Raw genomic sequence first — 20,727 nt, 5'->3', positions numbered from 1 at the left:
CTCCCCTTGATTTGTGCCTGATACCATCGGCGGACTGCTTCGAACTCCGCTCCGGCGGAGCAAATAATGGCGGCTGCAGAAGCCGCAGCGAAACAGGCGCCGCAGCTATCCGCAGAAGCGCCACCAAGGGCCGCCAGAGAAAAGTTGCGAGCAGCCTCAAAAGTCTTGGCCCCATTCACCATCAGCCGCACCGAATAGAGCGAGGTGGTGCCGGCGATGTAGAGGCAGTTCAGCTTGGCGCCGCCGAACACGCAATTGGCGGTCACCTCCGGCACCTTGACCTTGCCGATCAGCGTGCCGTCCGGGTCGTAGCAATGAATGCCGTCGAAGGCGCTGGTCCAGATGCGCCCCTCCGCGTCGAGCCGGAAGCCGTCGAACAGACCTGATGTGCAGTCGGCGAACACCTTGTCGCCGGAAACCTTCTTCCCGTGCTTGCCGACATTGAACACCCGCATATGCGCCGGATTCTGCGCACCATGCGTGCGCCCGGTGTCGACGACATAGAGCAGGCTTTCGTCGAGCGAAAAGGCGAGCCCGTTCGGCCTGACCATGTCGGTGATCACGGCCTCGACCTCGCCCGTGTCGGGATCGACCCGGTAGACATGGCAGGCGCCGATCTCGCTCTCGGCCTTGTCGCCCTCATAGTCGGTGTCGATGCCGTAGCTGGGATCGGTGAACCAGACCGAGCCGTCGGACTTCACCACCACATCGTTGGGCGAGTTCAGCCGCTTGCCCTTCCATTTGGCGGCGATGGTGGTGACCGAGCCATCATGCTCGGTGCGGCTGACGCGGCGGCCCGAATGCTCGCAGGTGACGAGCCGGCCCTGCCGGTCGACGGTGTTGCCGTTGGAATTGCCGGATGGCTGGCGGAACACGCTGACGCTGCCGTCGGTTTCGTCATAGCGCAGCATGCGGTTGTTCGGAATGTCCGACCATACGACATAGCGGCCGGCGGCGAACCAGGCCGGCCCTTCCGCCCAGCGGCAGCCAGTGAACAGTTTCTCCACTTGCGCGCTGCCATTGAACAGGCGCGCGAAACGCGGATCGAGAATTTCGTAATAGTCTGCGGCCGCCATGCATTTCCTCCCGGCATCACGTGACGCCGGATCAAGCCAGCCCGCGATCGATCTGGCAAGACGGGGTATCAGCAATTTGTAAGACAAAACGGTCGGGACATTCCTTACGATGCCATTAACCGGCTATGCGCGCAGTGCAATGGTGCATTGCAACATCTTCTTTTTGCAATGCACCATTACTATGTCATGTTCCGTATCGATCAAGGGAGGAAGAACCCGCCGCGAGAATGCGGCACAGAAGGAACCTTGCTATGATCTTCAATGACCTCATGACCCGCGCTCGCAGCAGCATCGCCAAGCGCAAGCACTACAACCGCCTCGTCGCCGAAATCGACAGCTTCTCCAGCCGCGACCTCGCCGACATGCGCGCCGACCGCTCGGAAATGCTCTACCAGATCCACAAGCAGATCTACGGCTGAGTTAGGCCACCCAGACGCGGTCGTCATCCTTGGGCGTAGCTTCGCGAAGCGGAGCGAAGACCCAAGGATCCATGCCGTGACCTACAAGCGTCGCAACGGTCCAGAATTTCTGCCTGGTGCCGCAATCGGCTTCTAACCTGATCCGCGGCATCCCTCGGCCAACCTCACGGCATGGATTCCAGGGTCTGCGCCGCGTCGCTTCGCTCCTTGCTTCGCCCTGGAATGACGAAGCGGAACGTTGGCGCCGTTTAATTCGGCACTGTCAGCGCCTTCTCGATCTGCGGCAGCAGCAGCGTCCTCGCCGACTCCGCGGTCAGCGGGCCGACATGCTTATAAGCGATCTTGCCATCCTTGCCGATGACGAAGGTTTCCGGCACGCCATAGACGCCCCAGTCGATCGCCGTGCGGCCGGCTTCGTCGACGCCGATCGCCTGGAACGGATTACCGAGGTCGCCTAGGAAGCGCCGGGCGTTTTCCGGCCGGTCCTTGTAATTCAGCGCCGCCATCGTGAACCGCTTGTCCTGCGCCAGCGCCAGAAGCACCGGGTGCTCTTCGCGGCACGGCGCGCACCACGACGCAAAGACGTTGACCAGCGTAACCTTGCCGGCGAAGGCTTTCGAATCGAGCCCCGGCAGGTTTGATCCCTCCAGCGCCGGCAGACTGGTCTGCGGCGCCGGCAGGCCGATGAGCGCCGAGGGCACTTCCGAAATATCGCGTCCCGACAGGAGCTGCGACAGGAACAGGCCAGCCAGGCCGAGGAAGATCAGCAGCGGCAGAAGCACGAACAGGCGGCGGCTGGGTGGCGGCGTTTCCGTTTCTGTGCTCATGGCTTGGCCTTGTCGGAACGGCGGCGCACCCCGGCCGCCTCGAGTTCGGCGAGTTCGCGCTTGCGTGCCCGCTGGTCAAGCAGGATCCAGCCGATCAACCCGGCCAGCACGATCGCGGTGATGGCGTAGGCGGCGGTGACGTAGAGTGCGTGCGGGCTCATGCCGGCCGCCTCCTTGGCATGCCGCTCGCCAACCCGATCCGTTCGCTGCGCTCGCTCATGCCTTCCCTTAACCTCGCGCCACTGGCCGCGCAATCTGCCGCCGCGCCGCAGCCTCTGCCGCTCGTGGCCGCCTCAATCCGTCCCATGGCGCAGCGCCAGCGCCGCGGCCACGGGGCCCAGCACCGCAAGAAACAAGGTCAGCGCGGCAAGAATGAGGAAAGGTTGCAGGAACGGGTCCGGATTGGCCGTCGCGCCGTAGCTCGCCGAAACACCGAAGATCAGCACCGGGATGGTCAGCGGCAGCACCAGCACCGAGATCAACAGCCCGCCGCGCGGCAGCGCCACCGCCACCGCGGCGCCCACGGCGCCGATGAAGGTGATGGCCGGCGTACCGACCAGAAGCGTCAGCGCCGTGGCGCCGATGGCGAGCGGTTCCATATTCATGAACAGGCCGAGCAGGGGCGCGGCGACCACCAGCGGCAAGACGCTGCCCGCCCAGTGCGCGACGCATTTCACCAGCATCGTCAGCGCCAGCATGTGCCGGTCGTGGCCGAGCACCAGCAGGTCGAGCGAGCCGTCCTCGCGGTCGGCCTGGAACAGCCGGTCGAGCCCGAGCAGGCAGGCAAGCAGCGCCCCGATCCACAGGATCGCAGGGCCGATCCGGGCCAAGAGCTTGAGGTCCGGCCCGACGCCGAACGGGATGGTGGCGATGACGGCAAGGAAGAAGATAACGCCGGTCAACGCGCCACCGCCGGCGCGGATATTGAGGCGGATGTCGCGGGCTAAGAGGGACCACATTACGACGTGGTCCCCGGTTGAAGAAGGCGTTCCGTCACGCCCCCCTCTGTCCTGCCGGACATCTCCCCCACGAGGGGGAGATCAGCCGTCGGTTCGGCTTTCGCCAATCACTAGCGTCGCCAAGATGAGCGAGGCGCCGAAGCCACCAATCTCCCCCTCGTGGGGGAGATGGCCGGCAGGCCAGAGGGGGCGCCGTAGAGCACGGAAATCAATGGCCTACCCTCATTTGCAGCTCGCGCGCCCCTTCCAATCCCAGCGGCAGATGCGTTGCCGCAACGACCATCCCTCCATCCCCCAAGTGCCCGCGCATCAACCCCGCAAACCGCCCCTCCGAAGCCTTGTCCAGACCCGCCGTCGGCTCATCGAGCAGCCACAGCGGCCGGTGGCTGACCAAAAGCTTGGCGATCGCCGCGCGACGCCTTTGCCCGGTCGAGAGATAGCCGAACGGCAAATGGCCGATGCCGCCCAGCCCGACCGTTTCCAGCGCCTCCTCGACACCGAGCCGGCCTTCGCCATGGAACTCCCGCCAGAAGCGTAAATTCTCCGTTACGCTCAGCGCCGTCTTCATTGCGTTCTGATGGCCGAGATAGTGGCAGGCAGAGGCGATCGAGGGGAATTCGTCGCCGCCGTCTTCGAGCAGCAGACGGCCTCCGGCTTTCGGCAGCAGCCCGGCGACCACCCTGAGCAAGGTCGATTTGCCCGAGCCGTTCGGCCCGGTGACGACCAGCGCCTGCCCGGCTTCCAATGCAAACCCGATGCCGAAAAACACCGCCTCGCCGCCGCGCTCGCCGCCCAGATTTTCGGCGATCAGCCGCATCCCTTGCCTGTCCCTCGAACGAAGCGGCACGGTCGCTGCCGCATCGCACAAATTTGCTTTGCAACTGTCTAGAACTATTCCAGAAATTCTCTATATGCGGGTCATCCGTGCCAGCGGTCGGCACGGGAACAGAATTAGCGCCGAACCAGCGCACGCGCCGCCTTGAACGGCTCGGGTTGCTTGGGAGCGGACAGCGGAAATGGCCGTACCCGCACCTTTGCGCGTGATTGCATGCCATCGGCGTCCGTTCCCTTTCAGGCTGAACAGACAAGGATCGCACGTGTCAAAATCCCTCGACAGTTTCAATTGCCGCCGTACGCTGAAAGCGGGCGACGCCGAATATGTCTATTTCGACCTCGTCGAGGCCGAGAAGAACGGCCTCACCGGCATTGCCCAGCTGCCCTATTCGATGAAGGTGCTGCTGGAAAACCTGCTGCGCAACGAGGATGGCCGCTCCGTCACCAAGGAGTCGATCCAGGCGGTGGCCGGCTGGCTGACCGACAAGGGCACAGCCGGCGTCGAGATCGCCTATCGCCCGGCCCGCGTCCTGATGCAGGATTTCACCGGCGTCCCGGCCGTGGTCGATCTCGCCGCCATGCGTGACGCCATGGCTTCGCTCGGCGGCGATCCGCAGAAGATCAACCCGCTGGTCCCGGTCGACCTCGTAATCGATCATTCGGTCATCGTTGACGAGTTCGGCACGCCGATGGCCTTCGCCCGCAATGTCGAGCTCGAATACGAGCGCAACGAAGAGCGCTACAAGTTCCTGAAATGGGGCCAGCAGGCGTTCCGCAACTTCCGCGTCGTGCCGCCCGGCACCGGCATCTGCCACCAGGTCAACCTCGAATATCTCGGCCAGGTCGTGTGGACCAACACCGAGGACGGCGAAACCACAGCCTATCCCGACACCTGCGTCGGCACCGATTCGCACACCACCATGATCAACGGCCTTGGCGTGCTCGGCTGGGGCGTCGGCGGCATCGAAGCCGAGGCGGCCATGCTCGGCCAGCCGGTTTCCATGCTGTTGCCCGAAGTTATCGGCTTCCGCCTCACCGGCAAGCTCAAGGAGGGCGTCACCGCCACCGACCTCGTGCTCACCGTCACCCAGATGCTGCGCAAGAAGGGCGTCGTCGGCAAGTTCGTCGAGTTCTTCGGGCCCGGTCTGTCCAACATGACGCTGGCCGACCGCGCCACCATCGGCAACATGGCGCCCGAATACGGCGCCACTTGCGGTTTCTTCCCGGTCGATTCGGAAACCATCCGCTACCTCACAATGTCGGGCCGCAGCGAGGACCGCATCGCCTTGGTCGAGGCCTATTCCAAGGCGCAAGGCATGTGGCGTGAGGCCGGCTCCGCCGACCCGGTCTTCACCGACCTGCTCGAACTGGAACTCGACAGCGTCGTGCCGTCCATGGCCGGCCCCAAGCGCCCGGAAGGCCGTGTCGCGCTCGAAGGCATTCCGGCCGGCTTCGCCAAGGCGATGGACACCGAGTACAAGAAGGCGGCGGAAATCTCCAAGCGCTACGCCGTCGAAGGCACCGACCATGACCTCGGCCATGGCGACGTCGTCATCGCCGCCATCACGTCCTGCACCAACACCTCGAACCCGAGCGTGCTGATCGGCGCCGGCTTGCTTGCCCGCAACGCCAACCGCCTCGGCTTGAAGCAGAAGCCGTGGGTAAAAACCTCGCTGGCCCCCGGCAGTCAGGTGGTGGCCGAATATCTGGAAAAGTCGGGCCTGCAGAAGGAGCTCGACCAGATCGGCTTCAACCTGGTGGGCTTCGGCTGCACCACCTGTATCGGCAATTCCGGCCCACTGCCGGCGCCGATCTCCAAGACCATCAACGACAAAGGCCTGATCGCCGCCGCCGTGCTCTCCGGCAACCGCAACTTCGAAGGCCGCGTCTCGCCCGACGTGCAGGCGAACTACCTCGCCTCGCCGCCGCTGGTCGTCGCCCACGCGCTCGCCGGCACCGTCACCAAGGACCTGACATCAGAGCCGCTCGGCGACGACAAGAACGGCAATCCGGTCTACCTCAAGGATATCTGGCCAAGCTCGGCCGAGATCCAGGAGTTCATCGAGAAGAACGTCACCCGCGAGCTGTTCGCCCGCAAATATGCCGACGTCTTCAAGGGCGACGAGTACTGGCAGAACGTCAAGGCGCCGGAAGGCCAGACCTATGCCTGGGACAACAATTCGACCTATGTGCAGAACCCGCCCTACTTCGCCGGCATGACATCAGGTTTTGGCAAGATCAGCGACATCAAGGGCGCCCGCGTGCTCGGCCTGTTCGGCGACAAGATCACCACCGATCACATCTCGCCCGCCGGGTCGATCAAGGCCGCCTCGCCGGCCGGCAAATACCTCACCGACCATGGCGTCGGCGTCGCCGACTTCAACCAGTACGGCACGCGGCGCGGCAACCATGAGGTGATGATGCGCGGCACCTTCGCCAACATCCGCATCCGCAACCACATGCTGGGCGAGAATGGCCGCGAGGGCGGCTACACCATCCACTATCCCACGAAGGAAGAGGAATCGATCTACGACGCGGCGATGGAATACAAGAAGGAAGGCGTGCCGCTGGTCATCTTCGCCGGCGTCGAATACGGCAACGGCTCGTCGCGCGACTGGGCGGCCAAGGGCACGAACCTGCTTGGTGTCCGCGCCGTCATCGCCCAGTCCTTCGAGCGCATCCACCGTTCGAACCTGGTCGGCATGGGCGTCATCCCCTTCGTCTTCGAGGAAGGCACCTCCTGGGCCTCGCTCAACCTCAAGGGCGACGAGCTGGTCGAGATCGATGGCTTGAGCGCCATCAAGCCGCGCCAGACGATGACCGCCAAGATCACCTATGGCGACGGCAGCGTGAAGAACGTGCCGATCATCTGCCGCATCGATACACTGGATGAGCTCGACTACTTCAAGAACGGCGGCATCCTGCAATACGTGCTGCGCGATCTGGCAGCGTAGAAAGTAGGAGTAAGGGAGTAGGAATAAGAAAACCAAGCCGGAAACGGGTAACCTACTCCCCTACTCCCCTACTCCCCTACTCCGGTCTTATGTAGCAAACGCACCAAACCCCGGAAACCTTGGGGTGGCGCGGTGATGGCGCTACGCGTTGCCATCTGTCTCTGGCTCGTCTTTCTTGATAACGCGACCCTTGCTCAAAGTTTGTCGGTACTCATGGATCCAGCCGGCGGTGAAGCTGGTCATTACGGCAACCGGATGGCGTGGGAGTTTGAGCTGATCGAGGCTGGGGGACCACTTTGGAACGTTGGGGATCAACAACCGAACGGCAGTGTCCATATCGACCCGCTGGCGCAGCCGGTCAAAAACCGTCTGATACTCAAGAATCAATTCTACCATGGCGAAGCTCTTGCCGGGCGCGCCCTTGCCAGTCTGGTCGACCACTTCATCGGGGTGGATTCCGAAAGCCAAAATTTCATCGGCTCCAGCGGGCCACAAATCAGTCAATGGAAAGGAATTGACTTTGAGGGGCTTAAGAACAGGCTCGACACTGATCGGCTCGGTGCAGGCGCGGTAGACAGCCCTCAAGTCGTAAGCTGGGCTTTGGCCCGAGTTTCTTACTTGGATGATGATTTTCGGCAAAGCCTTCGCGTTGTTTTCGAACCAAGCTTTGGTAACGGAAATGTAGGCGCGGGCTTGAGCTTCGCCGATTTCACGACTGGCAACGATAGCGTCTTCCGCCGCCTTGGCGCTACGTTCGGCTTGAATGGATCCAGTTTCGGTATGCTTAGCGGCCTCTCTCGCATACAGGGCGGCGGCTATGGCGGCGAACAGTGTGAAAGCGCCTACAACGGTGCCGGCGAAGATCAGCCAGTAGGAACGCATGGTCCAATCCGCCGATTCCTTGGCGGCATCGGCAGCCTTCCATTGGGCGCAAAGGTCGGAATTGCGATTGTCTTGTCCGGCCTCGCAGGGTGGATTGGAGTTTTCGGGTTTGTCGGCGCTCTCGACTGGAGGCTGACTTACTGGCGGCGGACTAGGCGCGGTCTGTTGGTGTTGTTCGGGCTTGGTCTGTTCTGTTTGCCCGCCGCTTTCTGGTGGTGAAGCAGCTCCGAGTAAAACTACTCCGCAAGCCGCAATGAGGATGCCCCTATAGCCTCTAAGCATTGCAGTAAGAACGCTGCACTAAAGCCCCCCGGCTTATTTTGTTGTTCAAGTTACGCCCGGTTTCGTGAATGTCCATAGCCGCCAGCTTTTCCGCAAGCTGGGCATAGGTGACACCCTTCCGCTTCAATTCGGCTTACCGCCCTATTCCCCACAGTCCCGCGGCGATGAAGGCAAGGTCCGTCAAAGCATCGACCGGCTCGGACCAAAGTCCACGGCCGGTTCGCTCGCAATAGATATCGACGGGGGTGAGGAGAACCTGCCACATGGGAATGATGCCGCCGCCGAATCGAACCACGCCTTGAAATGCAGTGGCTTCTCCTATTGCGGCCTTACCTCACCGTTGCGGCGGTAAAATTTCACTGCAACGTGACTTCCCGTTGACTTCCCGTTCTGCCACATATTTCGGCAAAGCAGAACAAAGCCGGCATCACCGGCGGGAATTGGAATGGTCATGGCCTCGCGACGATCTCTGTGGCTGGCAGCCTTCGCGCTGGCTTTTTCGGCTTTTGCCGGCGCTGGCCATGCCGGCGAGACCGAGAGGGCCCAGGCAGACAAGCCCCAGCTGGAGAGGCCGCTCGGCGTGGTTGAGCTTTTCACCAGCCAGGGCTGCAGTTCCTGTCCGCCGGCCGATGCCTTCTTCGCCGAACTTGCCGTCAAGGAAGACCTCGTCGCGCTCTCCTATCACGTCGACTATTGGGACTATCTCGGCTGGCGGGACACGCTGAGCCATAAAGAGAATACCGAGCGCCAGAACGACTATATGCGCGCCTTCGGCAGCCGCTCCGTTTATACGCCGCAAGCGGTCATCAATGGCCGTGTCCACGTCAACGGCGCCAACCGCGGCGAAGTCGACGGCGCGCTTGCCCGTATGGCCCGGGGCGGCGAAGGCATGCGCGTCGCCATCAAGGTCAGCCGGACCAGCGACCGCGTGATCATAGACGCCGGCGATGCCGGGGCGGGCCCAAGCGACGCCCATGTCGTCATCGTCTATTTCGAGCCTCCGCAGACCGTCAAGATCGCCGAGGGTGAGAACTCCGGCCGCAAGATGACCTACTGGAACGCGGTGACCGGGATCCAGACCGCCGGCATGTGGCACGGCAAGGCGCAGCGCTACGAATTGCCGCTGAGCGAGATCACCAAGAAGGGCGGTTGCGCCGTGCTTCTGCAGTCGGTCGGCAAGGATGGCCTGCCAGGTCCCATCCTGGGCGCAGCTTTCATCCACAAGCCCGGATCCGAGACCTCCCTCGATCGAAAACTGTAACGTCACGGGTTCGGCGTGGCTCCAGACGGAAACCGCTGCACATCTTCAGTGTCCGGTCAGGCGATCGGCAAAGGCCGCAAGGCGTGAGGTCCGGCCCAGGCCGTTTGCTTCACGCCGGTCGGCGATGCGATAGAGCTGGTACATGGTGTGCACACCGAGCCAGCGCAGCGGTTCCGGCTCCCATTTCTTGACCGTGCGGTTGACCCAGGGCAGCCGGGTCAGCCCGGTGTCGTGGCCGAGCACCAGGTCGCGCAAGGTGCGGCCCGACAGGTTGGAGCTCGACACACCGAGCCCGACATAGCCGCCGGCCCAGCCGATGCCGCTTTCCCTGTCGAAACCCGAAGTCGTGCACCAGTCGCGCGGCACGCCGAGCGTGCCGCACCAGGCATGGTCGAGACGCGCGCCCTTGGTCTGCGGCAACAGCCTGGTCAGCACCTCGTGCAGCTGGTCGATGGTCGCCTGCTGGGTCTGGCCTCGCACATCGGTGCGTGAACCGAAGCGGTAGGGCACGCCGCGGCCACCCATGGCGATGCGGCCTTCGCGCGTGCGCTGCGCGTAACAATAGGTGTGGGCGGCATCACCCAGCACCTCGTAGCCGTTCCAGCCGATCGCGTCCCAAAGCTTTTGCGGCAACTTCTCCGTCACCACGATGGCGCTGTTGAGCGGCAGCCAGAGACGCTCATAGCCGGGAATGCCCGCCGTGAATCCTTCGGTGGCGCGGACGATCTTTTCAGCCCGCACGATGCCTCTGGTGGTGGTGACCTTGCCCTTCTCGATCGCCAGCACCTGCGTCTGCTCGTAAATCGGCACGCCGAGCCGCGCCACCGCCGCCGCCAGACCCTGGACCAGCTTGGCCGGCTGCACGCGCGCGACATTGCGCACGACGAAGGCGCCCAGCACCTTGTCGATGGCGATGCGCTGGCGCGTCTCCCGCGCGTCGAGGAAGGCCAGCCGCTCCGGCGGCATCTCCCAGCGCAGCAACTCCTCGTATTCGGCCCTGGCGCGCTGCAACTGCGCGGCGTTGGTGGCGACGGTGATGTTGTCGACACGCCGGATATCGGCGTCGATGCCCTCGGCTTCCGTCACCGCGATCACCTCGTCGACCGTGCCGAACATGGCGCGCTGCATGTCGATCACGGCGCCACGCGACGAGGTTTTCGCGTATTTCTCGCGCGACCAGCTGAAGCCGCCCGACAGCCAGCCGCCATTGCGGCCCGAAGCGCCGAAGCCGGCGAATTCCTTCTCGACGATGGCGATGCGCAGCGCGGGCTGCGCCTTCTTCAGATAATAGGCTGTCCACAGGCCGGTGTAGCCGGCGCCGACGATACAGACATCGGCCTCGATGTCGCCGGGCAGCGACGGGCGATAGGCCGGCACGCCGCCGATATCGGCATACCAGAACGACACGTCGCCATTGTGCTTGGCTTGCATTTTTGAAATCCGTTCCGAAATCAGGTGAGCGTCAGGTCGGCCTTGTCGTCATCGGCGAGCAGCTTCACGTCGGCGCCGGCGAACAGCACATCGACCTCGTCGCCGATGGAAAACTGGCTGCTTCCAGCGTCGAGCGCACGATGGCTTTCGAGCCGTCGGCCAGATCGACCTCGTATTTGGAGCCGGAGCCAAGATAGATCGCTTCGCCGATGCGCCCCGTGAGCCGGTTGCGGCCGTCATCGGCAACGCCGCGACGGGCGAGCGCCAGTTTTCCATTGCAGAACTAGCATTTGTTTTCATTCACCCGGATGCGAGCGGTTTCCGGCCCTGTATTGATCGAGTTCGAACGCGCCGGCGGTCGGCGGGGCGATGATCCACAGCACCTCCGCCGGCGTGTCGCCGATGTTGACCGTGCGATGCGGCACCGAGGTTGCGTATTCGACGCTGTCGCCTTCGTGCATGACGTGGCGCTCATCGGCGAGTGTCAGTTCAACGGTGCCCTTGAGCACCATGAACATTTCGTGCTCACCGCTATGGACATAGGTCTCGTCGCCGGTCGAGCCGCCCACCTCGAAATGGCCGGCATAGACCTCGAACTGGTGGATCGGTCGCCGCGACAGGAGCATCTTGCGGCCGTGCGTGCCGACCGGAACGACCGGCCGTTCCTCACCCCGCAGCACCTTGTGCAAGGGGCGGACATTGTCCTCGAACAGGTCGTTGATGCCAAGGTCGAGAGCGCCAGCGATCTTGAGCAGCGTGCCGGTGTTGGCGCCGCATAGATTGCGCTCGAGTTGGCTGATGAAGCTCGCCGTCGTGCCGGTCATGTCGGCGAGCTGGCGCAACGAGACGCGCCGCGCCGTGCGCAACGCCTTGATGCGAGGGCCGACGCCGCCGGCCGCCGGCGCGGCCGCTCCACCATTCAACTGTTTTGCCGTGGAGCTCGATGCGCGTGGCATTGCTGTCTCCGCTCCACTTAACACCCTATTAAGTGAGGCGGCAGATGGCAAGCAGGGTCGGCGGAATTGAGTGGCGATGTGAGGGCTGGCCGCTTCGGGCCCGCGCCAGCTTCCCTCGCTCGCCACGGTCCGGAACGAAAAAAGGTCAAAAAACGAAAAAACCGACGTCAGCTTGCTTCTGACGCCGGTCATTTAGGTTTTGGGATCGTCGCACCTGGTTTTTCCGAGGAAAAGACCGAGGTTGGTTCGATCCGACGCAGACCCGTGGGCGGGGGGCTTGGGGTTTACGAGCCGGTGCCGGACCGAACCGTCTCAGGCAACGCCGGTAAATTCGTCGGACATTGGGGCATGAGCGCGGATAAAAAAGGCAGAAATGTGGCGAAGCATCACCAATTCAAACAGGCGTTTCACAAACGTGACTGGACGCGACGGAAACGGCGCACCGCCGCCGTCGCTTCGCCGGCTCTTGCAATTGCGCTGCGAAGGGGCCAACTTTGGTTGGCAAAGATTCATTTTGAAGGATCGAGGCATGACAGATGACGGCGGCGGGATGGGGGATGGAGACGCATCCGCAATATTGATCCCGCTACACGAGGCGCGACGTGAACGCCTCGACCAGCCGGTCCGCTTCGACCGGCGTGAACTGGACCTGATCCTGAGGCTCTACGGACGCATGGTCGCCGCCAATGAATGGCGCGACTACGCCATCGATCATCTCACCGACCGCGCGGTCTTTTCCGTCTTTCGCCGCGCCAGCGAAGTGCCGCTGTTCCAGATCGTCAAGGATCCGAAACTGGCGCGCAAACAAGGCGCCTTCGCCGTCATCGCGGCGGGCGGGCGCATCCTCAAACGCGGCCAGGAGCTCGGCCGCGTGCTTGGCGTCTTCGATCCGAAGCTGAAGGTGGTCGAGGCGTGAAGGGGAACTGAGGAATTGAAGAAATGAGGAATTGGAGAAAAGAGCGCTAAGCGCCTGACATTTCTCAAGTTCTTCAATTCTTCAATTTCCCATTCTTCTCATTTCCCTCCGAGCCTGAACTTCCGCTCCGGCAGCGAACCCGGATCGGGCGCGACCGATGCCCCGCCGTTCAGCGATAGCTGCATGAACACCGTGTCCAGCCAGCGCCCGTGCTTGTAGCCGGAGCCTTCGAGGCGGCCGGAATGGCGAAAGCCGAGCTTCTCGTGCAATCTGACCGAGGCGCTGTCGGCGCGGCCGTCGCCGATCACCGCGACGATCTGGCGAAAGCCCGCCGCCTCGGCCGCGGCCACCAGGCTTTGCATCAGCTTGAGGCCGATGCCCTGGCCCTTGGCGTCAGGCGCGACATAGACCGAATCCTCGACGATGAAGCGATAGGCCGGGCGCGGCCGGAAGGGGCCGGCATAGGCATAGCCCAGCACGGCGCCGTCCTTCTCCGCCACCAGATAGGGAAAGCCGTCTGCCGCGAGGGTGGCGAATCGCGTCCCCATCTCGGCACGGCTGGGCGGCTCCAGTTCATAGCTCGCCGTGCCGTTGGCGACCGCGTCGCCATAGATTTCGGTGATGGCGTCGAGGTCGGCCGGGGTCGCCCGCCTGATCACGATGTTGCTCATTCTTTATGCAAACCTCTTTTGTGCCTTCAACAACAGCAGAGGCCCGCGCAAAAGAAAAGGGCGGCCATTGGGCCGCCCTTGCGAAAGTTGATGGTCCAATACCGCTTAGCGACGGTCGCCCATGAACTGGAGCAGGAACATGAACAGGTTGATGAAGTCGAGGTAAAGCGACAGCGCGCCCATGATGGCCTTGCGGCCGGCGACATCGGACGCGTCGCCCTCGAAATACATCTCCTTGATCTTCTGCGTGTCGTAGGCGGTCAGGCCGGCGAACACCAGCACGCCGATCGCCGATACGGCGAAGGTCAGCGCCGACGACTGCAGGAAGATGTTGATCACCGAGGCGATGATGATGCCGAACACGCCCATGATCAGGAACGAGCCCATCGCCGACAGGTCGCGCTTGGTGGTGTAGCCGAACAGCGACAGCGCGCCGAAAGCGGCGGCCGTGGCGAAGAAGGTCTGCGAGATGCTTGCCGAGGTGTAGACCAGGAAGATCGACGACAGCGACAGGCCGACCAGGCCGGCATAGACCCAGAAGGTCGTCTGCGCGGCGGCGACGCTCATCGACTGGATCCTGAACGACAGGAAGAACACGGCGGCCAGCGGGGCCAGCATGACAACCCAGCGCAGCGGCGAACCGAAGATCGCGTAGCCGAACGAGGTCAGCATCTCGCCGCTCGGCAGCGTCGCGACGGCAGAGGCCGGGTCGGTGGTGGTGGCCAGCATGATCGTGCCGATAGCGGCAAGGCCGGTGATGAGCAGGCCGAGCCCCATCAGATTGTAGACCTTGATCATATACGCGCGCAGACCCTGGTCGATGTCGGCGCGGACGCCGGGCACCGCCGACGTCTGATAATTGCGAATGGGATCAGCCATTGGAAATCCTCTGTTGCTTCTGCCCCGTCCGGTGTCGGGCCTCTTGCGGGCCCAGGCGCCGCTGGCGGGGCTCCAGCATGCCTGCGCGGAATATGATGGTTCTTGGCGTCAAGAACAAGTCCGTAACCTGCTGTAACGGTTCGTGACAGGCTAAAATGCCGCTTCGCCGGCCGTTTCGGACGGTATTCTTACCAAGATTTAACCCGGGCAGGCGGTGCCGGACCGGCAAATCAGAGGTTGCGCAGCACGGGCGCCGCCTTGTGGCCAAGTACCCGCCAGGTGCCGGCAAGGCCGATGCCGACCGTGATCACCAGCGAAAAGGCGATCGTGGCCACCGCGACCTCCGGCATGAAATGCGACGGCAGGGCCATGATGCGCGCGACGATGTACCAGGCGGCCGCACCGCCGGCGGCGAGCGCGAAGATCGCGGTGGCGAGCCCGATCAGCATGTATTCCAGCGAGAAGGCTGATATCAGCGTCGTGCGCGTCGCGCCGAGCGTCTTCAGCACCACCGCGTCGTGGATGCGCGCCCGGTTGCCGGCGGCAAGCGCGCCGGCAAGCACCAGAACCGAGGCGATCAGCGCCACGCCGGCCGCCGCCCGGATCGCCGTGCCGAGCTGGCCGACCAGCCGGTTGACGATGTCGAGCGCGTCCTTGACCCGCACCGTCGTCACGGCCGGGAAAGCGCGGGTGACGGCGTTGAGGACGCGCGCGTCATCGGCCGTCGAGGCGCTCTTTTCGGTGAGCGTCGCTATCCAGCCATGCGGGGCGCCCGCGAATGTGTTGGGCGAAAACACCATGACGAAATTGATGCCCATCGTCTCCCATTCGACCTGGCGGAAATTGGCGATCCGGGCCGTGACGTTGCGGCCGAGCACATTGACGGTGACGGTGTCGCCGAGCTTCAGCCCGATTTCCTTGCCTTCCTTGTCGGAAAACGAAACCAGCGGCTCGCCGGCATAATTGTCCGGCCACCATCTGCCTTCGGTCAGCGTCGTGTTTTCCGGCTGCCTGGCGTCATAGGTCAGGCCGCGATCGCCCTTCAGCACCCAGGCACCCTCGGCCGGTACCTTGACCTTGTCGACATCGACGCCATTGAGCGCCATCACCCGGCCACGCAGCATCGGCACCTTGGCCAGCGCTCCCTGCGGCGCCTCCTTTGCGATCAGCGCGGAGAAGGCATCGACCTCGCTGCCCTGGATGTCGACGAAGAAGAAGTTGGGCGCCCGCGCCGGCAGGTTGCCGGAGATCTGGCGCCTGAGATTCCCGTCGATCAGCGCCAGCGTCACAAGGAGAGTCAGCCCAAGCCCCAGCGACAGCACCACGGACGGTGTCAGCGCACCGGGCCGGTGGATGTTGCCGATGGCGAGCCTGAGCGCGACAAAGCGCACGCGCGGACTTTTCCTGGCTGCCCATTGCACCAGCGCGCCGACGAGACGCAGCACCAGGAAAGCAAAAACCGTGGCGCCGACGAAGATCGAGGCGATGCGCTGGTCGCCCGAAAACAGGATCGCCAGCGCCGCCAAGAAAAGCGCGATGCCGAGCGCGCAAACGACATAGACGGGGCGCGGCAGGCCACGGCCTTCCAGCCCCATCTCCCGGAACAGCGCGGTCGCCGGAACGTCACGGGCGCGGCCGAGCGGCAGCAGCGCGAAAGCGAGCGTCACCAGCAGGCCGAACAGGGCCGCCATGGCGAGCGCGCCGGGATAGAAGCCCCCTTGCGCCGGCACGGGAATGACGGACTGCAGGGCCGCACTTGCGGCAAAGGGCATCAGCGCGCCCAGCAGCAGGCCGGCGCCGATGCCGATGAGAGCGATGATCAGTATCTGCACGAGGTAGACGGCAAAGACGAAGCCGCCGGACGCCCCCAGGCTCTTGAAGGTGGCGATGACGCCGCGCTTGCCGTCGAGATAGGCACGCACCGCATTGGCGACGCCGACGCCGCCGACCACCAGCGCGGTGAGCCCGACCAGCGTCAGGAACTGCGAGAAGCGCTCGATGTTGGAAGACAGCGCCGGGGCGGCGTTGCCGCGTGTGCGGATCGACCAGCCAGCCTCCGGAAAATCCTTGGCCGCCTGGTCCTGGATGGCCTTGAGCCGCGCCTCGTCGGCATCGGCGGGCAGCCGGACCTTGTAGGCATTCTCGACCAGGCTGCCCGGCTGGATCAGCCCTGTGGCGGTCAGGCCCTCGGTCGAGATCATCAGCCTTGGCGCGAAGCCGAAGCCGTCGGAGACCGCGTCGGGCTCGGTCAACAGCCTGGCGCGCAGTTCGAAGATGGCGGTGCCGAGCTTCAGCCGGTCGCCGATCTTGAGATGCAGCCGTTCGAACAGAAGGTCGGGTGCCGCGGCGCCGAAAACGCCGAACTGCCCGCCGAACAGTTCCTGCTTCGTCAGCGCCGGGTCGGTTTCCAGCGCCCCATAGAGCGGATAGGCATCGTCGACCGCCTTGGCCTCGACCAGCGCCTGGTCGGATCCGTCGGCCAGCCGCGCCATCGAGCGCATGCCGGCGGTGCGCGAAACGACGCCCAACCCGTCGAGAAAGCCAAGTTCGGCCTGGCTGGCGTCGCGCTGGTTGATCTGGAAGCGAAGGTCGCCGCCGAGCAGCGTCTGGCCCTGATCGGCGACACCGGCGGTGATGGAGCGGGCCACCGAATTGACGCCGCCGATGGCCGCGACGCCGAGCGCTATGCAGGCGAGGAAGATGAGAAAGCCGGACAGGCCGCCGCGCATCTCGCGCAGTGAGAAACGGATGGCGAGCTTCAATGTCCGCGCCAGCGGCATCATGCAATGACCTTGATCGGCGCCGGCGCCTCGATGCGGCCGGAGCGCATCGACACCTGGCGCGAACAGCGCGCCGCGAGCGCCGGATCATGGGTGACCAGCACCAGCGTCATGCCGCGCTCGGCCGCCTTGGCGAACAGCAGGTCGGCGACCTGCCGCCCCGTCACCTGGTCGAGATTGCCGGTCGGCTCGTCGGCGATCAGGATGCGCGGCGACGGCGCCAGCGCACGCGCGATCGCCACGCGCTGCTGCTCGCCACCGGAGAGCTCGCCGGGATAGTGGGTGACGCGGTCACTGAGGCCCACGGCCGCCAGTTCCCGCTCCGCCACCGAAAACGGATCCGCGTGGCCGGCCAGCTCAAGCGGCACCGCGACATTTTCGAGCGCCGTCATGTTGGGAATGAGGTGGAAGGACTGGAACACGATGCCGATGTTTCGGCCACGAAACGAAGCGATCTGATCCTCGGTTTTGCCGTTGAGCACCTCGCCGGCGATCCGTACCGTACCCGAATCGACTCGCTCCAGCCCTGCCAGCACCATCAGCAATGTCGACTTGCCGGACCCCGACGGACCGACGATACCCGTCGCCTCGCCGCGCGCCACCTCGAGGCTCACGCCCTTCAGCACATGGACGGACGAAGCCCCTTCGCCGAGTGTCAGGTATACGTCTTTCAGCGCGATGACGGCTTCTGTCAAAATGAAAGCGTCCTATATGGGGAGGGAGGCTCTGCCTGTCGCAGGGCATCGCCGGAAGAATTCTTTGTCATATGGGGCTTGCCGCATGTCTTTCAAACGCCGCTTTGCCGCAGGCCTGATCGTTTTCCTCGCCATTTGCGGCGCCATTTCGTCGGCGCGCGCCGAGCCTTTCAAGATCGTCGGCTTCGGTGACAGCCTGATGGCGGGGTTCGGTCTTGGCCCGGGCCAGGGCTTTACCGACAAACTGCAGGCCGCCCTTCGCGCCAGGGGCCATGACGTCACCGTCGCCAATGCCGGCGTCTCCGGCGACACCTCCAGCGGCGGCCTGGCGCGGCTCGACTGGTCGGTGCCCGACGGCACGCGACTGGTGATCCTCGAACTCGGTGCCAACGACATGCTGCGCGGCGTTTCGCCCGACATCACCCGGAAGAACCTTGACGCCATGCTGGGCAAGCTCAAGGAGCGCAAGATCGCCGTGCTGCTGGCCGGCATGCGCGCCGCGCCCAATCTCGGCGCCGACTACAAGAACGCCTTCGACGCCATCTTTCCGGACCTGGCCGGCAAATACGATTTGCCGCTCTATCCGTTCTTCCTCGACGGCGTCGCCGGCCAGCCCACCCTGCAACTCGAGGATGGGCTGCATCCGAACGCTGGGGGTGTCGACCTGATGGTCGAGCGCATCCTGCCGACGGTCGAGAAGGCCATCGCCGCGGCCCCGGGAGGCGCATGAGGTCCGACAGAACCGCTTCCGTTAGGGAAACTTTTAGCAAAGCCTGTGACCAATAAACCTCTTGCTCCATTTGACTATCGATGATTCGCTACAGGTGACAGTTCGATTCGAGGAAGGGAGGCTCTTCATGCCGCGTCTTTTCACCGCCCTCGAAATTCCGCGTGATGCTGCCCTTTCGCTGTCCCTGCTCCGGGGCGGCCTGCCCGGGGCCCGCTGGATCGATGTCGAAAACTACCATTTGACGCTGCGCTTCATCGGCGATGTCCAGGGCCATGTCGCCGACGAGATCGCCAATGCGCTCGACCGGGTGCACCGCCCCTCCTTCTCGCTGACGCTGTCGGGTGTCGGCGCTTTCGGCCAGAAGAAGCCGCATGCGGTGTGGGCGGGCGCTTCGCCCTCGCCCGATCTGGCGGCCCTCCAGGGCGAGATCGAGCGCATCTGCCAACGGCTCGGCATTCCCGCCGATCCGCGCAAGTTCATGCCGCATGTGACGCTGGCGCGCCTGCGCAATTCGAGCCCTCTCGACGTCGCCCAATATCTGTCGGCGCGCGGCAATTTCTCGACGCTGCCCTTCCGCATCGGCCGCTTCGTGCTGATGTCGTCGCGCGATTCGGTCGGCGGCGGCCCCTATATCGTCGAGGAAGCCTGGCCGCTGTCCGGCGTCGATACGCGCGCCGCCAGCCGTGTCGCCAGCGCCTCCGACGCCTCGCGGATCATGCGGTAGACCGAGGCAAACGCCTCCTGGTCCTCATAATAGGGATCCGGCACATCGCGCGGCTCTCCCTGCGCGAATTCCAGGAACAGGTGGATGCGGTCGCGCACCGCCGGCGGCGCCAGCCCCTTCAGGTCGGCGACGTTGGACCGGTCCATGCCGAGGATCAGGTCGAAGCGGTGAAAATCCGCCGGTGTGATCCTGCGCGCCCGCTGCCCTGAAATGTCGATGCCGTGGCCCGTCGCGACCGCGATCGAGCGCGGATCGGGGGCGGAGCCGACCTCCCAGCCGCTGGTGGCGGCAGAATCGAGCACGATATCCCCGTCGTACCCGCGCTCCGCCAGCACGGCGCGAAGGACGCCTTCAGCCAGCGGCGATCGGCAGATATTGCCGAGGCAGACGAAAAGAATGGAATTTATGGGCTTCGCGATCATGGATCCGGCGCTATGGTGGCGACTTCGGCGCAATAGCACGGGAAGCGGACATGACGAGAGAGAAACTGGGCAGGGAAGCCGCCGAAGCAGCGCTGGCAGGACTTGACGGCTGGGCGCTGGCACAGGACGGCGCCTCGATCGGCCGCACCTTTACCTTCAACAATTTCTCCGAGGCCTTCGCCTTCATGACCCGCGTCGCGCTCGCCGCCGAGAAGATGGACCATCATCCCGACTGGTCGAATGTCTACAAGACCGTCGACGTGACCTTGAACACGCATGATGCCGGCGGCGTGACAGCGCTCGATATCGAACTGGCCAAGAAGATGAACCGCTATTTCGGCGGCTGAACACCGGCTGTCCATGCTCTGGGCCGGGCGCGGACCCGCCAAATCGGCGCCCGCATCTTGCAGCCGGGTTCGGCTTTCACCACATTTTGATCCGCGAGCATGCGCCACGCGCATGGGACCCGCAAGGAGAGATTGATGGCGCAAGAATCCCGTTTTGACTTCTTCGGCTTTGGCGACAGGCTGGGCGGCGAGGGCGAAGTGCGCGAAAAGTTCTGGCGCACGGCCAAGAAGGCCGCGCGGCAGATCCCGTTCATGGAAGACGTCGTCGCCGCCTACTACTGCGCCATGGACAAGAACACGCCGCTGCGCGCCAAGGGCATATTGGTGGCCGCGCTCGGCTATTTCGTCCTGCCGGTCGACCTCATCCCCGACTTCATCTTCGGTCTCGGCTTCACCGATGATATCGCCGTGCTGACCGCCGCGATCACCGCCGTCAGCGCCCATATCACGCCCGCGCACCGGCAGGCCGCCAAGGACGCCATCGCCGACAAGGGCTGAAGTCCCAACGCGTTGGCCCGGCTTCTGGAGCGGGCGTTCAGCGGCGCGTCAAAAGTCAAACTCTTGCCGTTTTCGTGGCCTCCAAGTCGCCAAAGGGACGCCGTGCCAGCCGCTGACAAGGCGGCGGCGCGGAAATGGCGGCGGTTTCCTGGGGTGAGGGTCCTTTTCTCTTGGGAACTTCACC

General features: G+C 64.1%; 23 protein-coding genes and 1 pseudogene. 9 read left to right on the top strand and 15 right to left on the bottom strand.

Translation table 11 applies throughout. The annotated features are described in order from the left end of the window. Window positions 1-158 precede the first annotated feature (158 nt). Window positions 159-1,076, bottom strand: a pseudogene (locus tag EJ077_RS31270) (SMP-30/gluconolactonase/LRE family protein); the annotation flags it as partial. Between the two features lie 251 nt (window positions 1,077-1,327). On the opposite strand from EJ077_RS31270, the gene EJ077_RS31265 reads away from it, so the two are divergent. Beyond that, window positions 1,328-1,495 (top strand): hypothetical protein, encoded by a 168-nt coding sequence (locus tag EJ077_RS31265; protein WP_023774506.1) that lies wholly within the window; start codon window positions 1,328-1,330, stop codon window positions 1,493-1,495. Between the two features lie 248 nt (window positions 1,496-1,743). On the opposite strand, the gene EJ077_RS31260 is transcribed toward EJ077_RS31265, so the two are convergent. The 4 genes from EJ077_RS31260 to ccmA form a co-directional block, all read right to left on the bottom strand. After that, a complete protein-coding gene (locus EJ077_RS31260) occupies window positions 1,744-2,322 on the bottom strand; it encodes a DsbE family thiol:disulfide interchange protein (protein ID WP_208698896.1) in 579 nt (192 codons plus the stop codon). After that, a complete protein-coding gene (gene ccmD / locus EJ077_RS31255; protein WP_208698894.1) occupies window positions 2,319-2,483 on the bottom strand; it encodes a heme exporter protein CcmD in 165 nt (54 codons plus the stop codon). Before ccmD ends, EJ077_RS31260 begins: the two co-directional genes overlap by 4 nt. 132 nt (window positions 2,484-2,615) lie before the next feature. Next, a complete protein-coding gene (gene ccmB / locus EJ077_RS31250; protein WP_208698892.1) occupies window positions 2,616-3,281 on the bottom strand; it encodes a heme exporter protein CcmB in 666 nt (221 codons plus the stop codon). A gap of 208 nt (window positions 3,282-3,489) precedes the next feature. Continuing rightward, on the bottom strand, window positions 3,490-4,098 hold the full coding sequence (ccmA, locus tag EJ077_RS31245) for a heme ABC exporter ATP-binding protein CcmA (RefSeq protein WP_208703186.1): 609 nt from the start codon (window positions 4,096-4,098) through the stop codon (window positions 3,490-3,492). A 280-nt stretch (window positions 4,099-4,378) separates the two neighbouring features. Here ccmA and acnA point away from each other — a divergent pair, with 280 nt between their 5' ends. Next, window positions 4,379-7,069 (top strand): aconitate hydratase AcnA, encoded by a 2,691-nt coding sequence (gene acnA / locus EJ077_RS31240; RefSeq protein ID WP_210212147.1) that lies wholly within the window; start codon window positions 4,379-4,381, stop codon window positions 7,067-7,069. 141 nt (window positions 7,070-7,210) lie between these two features. On the opposite strand, the gene EJ077_RS31235 is transcribed toward acnA, so the two are convergent. Further along, entirely contained in the window at window positions 7,211-7,951 is a 741-nt protein-coding gene (locus tag EJ077_RS31235) for a hypothetical protein (protein ID WP_208698888.1), read from the bottom strand. Window positions 7,952-8,225: 274 nt separating this feature from the next. Next, a complete protein-coding gene (locus tag EJ077_RS32465; RefSeq protein WP_245458818.1) occupies window positions 8,226-8,309 on the bottom strand; it encodes a hypothetical protein in 84 nt (27 codons plus the stop codon). Between the two features lie 369 nt (window positions 8,310-8,678). On the opposite strand from EJ077_RS32465, the gene EJ077_RS31230 reads away from it, so the two are divergent. Beyond that, complete coding sequence (locus EJ077_RS31230; RefSeq protein WP_208698886.1) at window positions 8,679-9,494, top strand: DUF1223 domain-containing protein; 816 nt, start codon at window positions 8,679-8,681, stop codon at window positions 9,492-9,494. Window positions 9,495-9,539: 45 nt separating this feature from the next. Here EJ077_RS31230 and EJ077_RS31225 read toward each other — a convergent pair whose 3' ends face one another. The 3 genes from EJ077_RS31225 to EJ077_RS31215 all read right to left on the bottom strand — a co-directional run bounded on the left by EJ077_RS31225 (window position 9,540) and on the right by EJ077_RS31215 (window position 11,881). Beyond that, window positions 9,540-10,925, bottom strand: a complete 1,386-nt coding sequence (locus tag EJ077_RS31225; RefSeq protein WP_208698884.1) for an NAD(P)/FAD-dependent oxidoreductase — start codon at window positions 10,923-10,925, stop codon at window positions 9,540-9,542. A gap of 64 nt (window positions 10,926-10,989) precedes the next feature. Further along, complete coding sequence (locus tag EJ077_RS32460) at window positions 10,990-11,136, bottom strand: hypothetical protein (protein WP_245458817.1); 147 nt, start codon at window positions 11,134-11,136, stop codon at window positions 10,990-10,992. Between the two features lie 85 nt (window positions 11,137-11,221). Next, window positions 11,222-11,881, bottom strand: coding sequence for a helix-turn-helix domain-containing protein (locus tag EJ077_RS31215; RefSeq protein ID WP_208698882.1), 660 nt, complete (start codon window positions 11,879-11,881; stop codon window positions 11,222-11,224). A 66-nt stretch (window positions 11,882-11,947) separates the two neighbouring features. On the opposite strand from EJ077_RS31215, the gene EJ077_RS31210 reads away from it, so the two are divergent. Further along, window positions 11,948-12,421, top strand: a complete 474-nt coding sequence (locus tag EJ077_RS31210; RefSeq protein ID WP_208698880.1) for a hypothetical protein — start codon at window positions 11,948-11,950, stop codon at window positions 12,419-12,421. Beyond that, window positions 12,411-12,797: a DUF2794 domain-containing protein gene (locus EJ077_RS31205; RefSeq protein ID WP_127279199.1), complete on the top strand. Its 387-nt coding sequence runs from the start codon at window positions 12,411-12,413 to the stop codon at window positions 12,795-12,797. The genes EJ077_RS31210 and EJ077_RS31205 overlap by 11 nt, the downstream gene beginning before the upstream one ends. Before the next feature lie 98 nt (window positions 12,798-12,895). Here EJ077_RS31205 and EJ077_RS31200 read toward each other — a convergent pair whose 3' ends face one another. The 4 genes from EJ077_RS31200 to EJ077_RS31185 all read right to left on the bottom strand — a co-directional run bounded on the left by EJ077_RS31200 (window position 12,896) and on the right by EJ077_RS31185 (window position 17,822). Further along, a complete protein-coding gene (locus EJ077_RS31200; RefSeq protein ID WP_208698878.1) occupies window positions 12,896-13,468 on the bottom strand; it encodes a GNAT family N-acetyltransferase in 573 nt (190 codons plus the stop codon). A 105-nt stretch (window positions 13,469-13,573) separates the two neighbouring features. Continuing rightward, window positions 13,574-14,347, bottom strand: coding sequence for a Bax inhibitor-1/YccA family protein (locus tag EJ077_RS31195; protein WP_208698876.1), 774 nt, complete (start codon window positions 14,345-14,347; stop codon window positions 13,574-13,576). A 230-nt stretch (window positions 14,348-14,577) separates the two neighbouring features. After that, the gene (locus tag EJ077_RS31190) at window positions 14,578-17,127 is read right to left on the bottom strand and encodes an ABC transporter permease (RefSeq protein ID WP_208703185.1); all 2,550 of its coding nucleotides are present in this window, start codon (window positions 17,125-17,127) and stop codon (window positions 14,578-14,580) included. Beyond that, complete coding sequence (locus EJ077_RS31185) at window positions 17,127-17,822, bottom strand: ABC transporter ATP-binding protein (protein WP_208698874.1); 696 nt, start codon at window positions 17,820-17,822, stop codon at window positions 17,127-17,129. Before EJ077_RS31185 ends, EJ077_RS31190 begins: the two co-directional genes overlap by 1 nt. An 85-nt stretch (window positions 17,823-17,907) precedes the next feature. On the opposite strand from EJ077_RS31185, the gene EJ077_RS31180 reads away from it, so the two are divergent. Beyond that, window positions 17,908-18,552, top strand: a complete 645-nt coding sequence (locus tag EJ077_RS31180; RefSeq protein ID WP_208698872.1) for an arylesterase — start codon at window positions 17,908-17,910, stop codon at window positions 18,550-18,552. Window positions 18,553-18,679: 127 nt separating this feature from the next. Then, window positions 18,680-19,276 (top strand): RNA 2',3'-cyclic phosphodiesterase, encoded by a 597-nt coding sequence (gene thpR / locus EJ077_RS31175; RefSeq protein WP_208698870.1) that lies wholly within the window; start codon window positions 18,680-18,682, stop codon window positions 19,274-19,276. On the opposite strand, the gene EJ077_RS31170 is transcribed toward thpR, so the two are convergent. After that, the gene (locus tag EJ077_RS31170) at window positions 19,180-19,698 is read right to left on the bottom strand and encodes a low molecular weight protein-tyrosine-phosphatase (RefSeq protein ID WP_208698868.1); all 519 of its coding nucleotides are present in this window, start codon (window positions 19,696-19,698) and stop codon (window positions 19,180-19,182) included. The genes thpR and EJ077_RS31170 overlap by 97 nt on opposite strands. 50 nt (window positions 19,699-19,748) lie before the next feature. Here EJ077_RS31170 and EJ077_RS31165 point away from each other — a divergent pair, with 50 nt between their 5' ends. Together EJ077_RS31165 and EJ077_RS31160 are read left to right on the top strand one after the other, a co-directional pair. After that, window positions 19,749-20,045: a 4a-hydroxytetrahydrobiopterin dehydratase gene (locus EJ077_RS31165; protein WP_208698866.1), complete on the top strand. Its 297-nt coding sequence runs from the start codon at window positions 19,749-19,751 to the stop codon at window positions 20,043-20,045. 135 nt (window positions 20,046-20,180) lie between these two features. Continuing rightward, window positions 20,181-20,543, top strand: a complete 363-nt coding sequence (locus EJ077_RS31160) for a YkvA family protein (RefSeq protein WP_208698864.1) — start codon at window positions 20,181-20,183, stop codon at window positions 20,541-20,543. Window positions 20,544-20,727: the final 184 nt, after the last annotated feature.

Source organism: Mesorhizobium sp. M8A.F.Ca.ET.057.01.1.1 (genome assembly GCF_003952565.1).
GTDB lineage: Bacteria > Pseudomonadota > Alphaproteobacteria > Rhizobiales > Rhizobiaceae > Mesorhizobium.
Note: the sequence above shows the minus strand (reverse complement) of the source record. Positions and strands in the feature narration are given on the sequence as shown.